Origin of the sequence: Clostridium senegalense JC122 (genome assembly GCF_000285575.1) — a bacterium.
GTDB lineage: Bacteria > Bacillota > Clostridia > Clostridiales > Clostridiaceae > Clostridium_J > Clostridium_J senegalense.
This window is the reverse complement of sequence record NZ_CAEV01000126.1, coordinates 1-1,374: the sequence shown is the minus strand read 5'-3', so window position 1 is coordinate 1,374 and position 1,374 is coordinate 1. Positions and strand designations below refer to the sequence as shown.

Below are 1,374 nucleotides of genomic sequence, written 5' to 3'. Positions count from 1 at the left end.
GTATGGCTCGATAGCTCAGTCGGTAGAGCAGAGGACTGAAAATCCTCGTGTCGCTGGTTCGATTCCTGCTCGAGCCACCAAGCTTAGTAATTTTACTAAGCTTTTTTTATTTATTCAAAAATAAAAATAAAAAGTTATCAACAATATACATTAAAAAAATAGAAGTTATAAACAAATCCACATAAATAACTGTGATTTTGTTTATAACTTTTTGTTTTTTGTAAGATTGTTGTTAATAACTTTTAGATTTATGCATTTATCAAATAATAAGAATTAATATTAACAATATAATAATGGCTAACAGATTATTTTAGTTAATCTATGTTACTTGTATTTTTAAGTTAAAAAACTTATTTTTAGTTTCATATACTATGTTTAACTACTAAAATTTTATTGACTTATAGATATAATTATTTTTACTAACAATAAAAATTTTATTAATAAATTTAAGTTTAGGATTGTATCCAGGTAAAAGAAAATGAATATTAATTACTGGAAACTAAAAGAATATAGTCTATAAAGAATAAACTTATAAATAAGTAAAAAATAAATAAAAATTAGTACAAGTATTTATTATTGAAAAAATAAACATAGCAATAGTAATTAAAAATTTAAAATTGTCTTTGAATATGGATAGATAGATAAAAAATTTCCAATGATGTTATGAACATAATGAGGTATATGTAAATTTTTTATAAATGTAGTTTCTAATTCTACGTATGTAACTTTGCAGAATAAATAATTTAATATTTTACTACTAATTATAACGTACTTTTTATAACGTACTTTAATTAAGAGCTATGTTGATTGTTATTAACCATACTTCTAATAATACTAAAAGTGTTTGTTATATAACTCTTAGCTAGTTATAATTATATAAATATAATAGTTAGAAAAATATACTAATATTTATCATTAATATAAAACTTAATTATAGTAAACAATATAAATGAAATTTATATTATAAGGTGGTGTTATATATGGCTAAAAAAGGAATGAAGAGGTACTATGAGCATAGAAGTAAAGAAGAAGTAGTTCCAGAGATACAGGGTAAAGCTAAAAGTGGAAATGCAAAGGCAGGTGTAGAATTCCATTACACTACTCCAGATAGGGAAAACTATACAGAAACACATAAATTAAAATAAAAAATATAAATAAAATAGAACTTATTTAACGATAAGTTCTATTTTATTTATATTGTTTTGTTAAAAATAAAACAAACTGAACCTAGTGTGTCATCAGTTGTAAAATGTAGAATATTGATGAAAAACAAAGAAAATGTAACAAAATTTTATTAAATAAGAAAAAAATTCAAGAAGTATTAATTAATTTTATATATAATAAATCTTGTCGCTGAGGCAAGCAAGTAAGCAG

At 21.9% G+C, this 1,374-nt stretch carries 1 protein-coding gene and 1 tRNA gene; both read left to right on the top strand.

Features of this window, described 5'->3' with window-relative positions:
- The first annotated feature begins 4 nt into the window (after positions 1-4).
- A tRNA-Phe gene (locus tag CSGHG_RS19135) sits at positions 5-80 on the top strand.
- 900 nt (positions 81-980) lie between these two features.
- Positions 981-1,145: a hypothetical protein gene (locus CSGHG_RS23665; protein ID WP_162829339.1), complete on the top strand. Its 165-nt coding sequence runs from the start codon at positions 981-983 to the stop codon at positions 1,143-1,145.
- The last annotated feature ends 229 nt before the right edge of the window (positions 1,146-1,374 follow it).

Bases quoted from the DNA above. Each gene is read 5' to 3' on its own strand.
- CSGHG_RS23665 (WP_162829339.1), top strand. From the start codon at position 981: ATGGCTAAAAAAGGAATGAAGAGGTACTATGAGCATAGAAGTAAAGAA.